1 protein-coding gene is annotated in these 613 nt (G+C 63.3%); it reads right to left on the bottom strand.

What is annotated here, in order from left to right; genetic code table 11:
• Positions 1-572, bottom strand: a 572-nt coding sequence (locus tag F3J19_RS32315; RefSeq protein ID WP_167050551.1) for an IS5 family transposase, incomplete at its 3' end; no start/stop codon positions are given.
• Positions 573-613 lie beyond the last annotated feature (41 nt).

Here is a 613-nt window from a genome sequence, read left to right as displayed (position 1 = left end):
TGCGCCGCCGTGTCGCCCGTATAGCCCTGGTCAGCAAAGGCGAGTTTTACCGTCTGACCGGTGACATGCTGAACCTGACGCGCAAGCTCGCCCACCTGTGCACGCTCCTGCTCGCTGGCCGGCGTAACGTGCACCGCGAGCAGCAGGCCCAGCGTGTCGACGGCCATATGGACTTTGCTGCCTCGCTTGCGCTTGTGACCGTCATAGCCCGCGCGTGGTCCGCTTTCGCACGTGGACTGCAACGTGCGTCCATCCAGAATCACCGCACCGGGCTGGCCCTGGCGCTCCTGTGCCACGCGCAACACCGAACGCAAATCGCTGACCATCGCCTCGAAGCAACCCGCGTTGAGCCAGCGCTGTGTTTGCTGGTAGACCAGCTCCCACGGCGGGAAGTTGGTCGGCAGCATGCGCCACGATGCACCGGCGCGTGCCATCCAGCGCAGTGCGTTGAACATTTCGCGCAGCTCATATCGGCGCTGTGGCGCGTCTTCGCTCATCAGGACGAGGTACGGAGCGGCAAAGCTCCACTCCTCGTCCGATACATCTGTTGGGTACGGTTTGCGTTCTGGCATTGCGCCAGGTTACCAGGTTTGGCACAAAGTGCCTAACACGC

It is taken from the genome of Burkholderia sp. Ax-1724 (genome assembly GCF_011752995.1).
GTDB lineage: Bacteria > Pseudomonadota > Gammaproteobacteria > Burkholderiales > Burkholderiaceae > Paraburkholderia.
The sequence above is the reverse complement of the archived record's forward strand: the minus strand, read 5'-3'. Positions and strand labels throughout refer to the sequence as shown.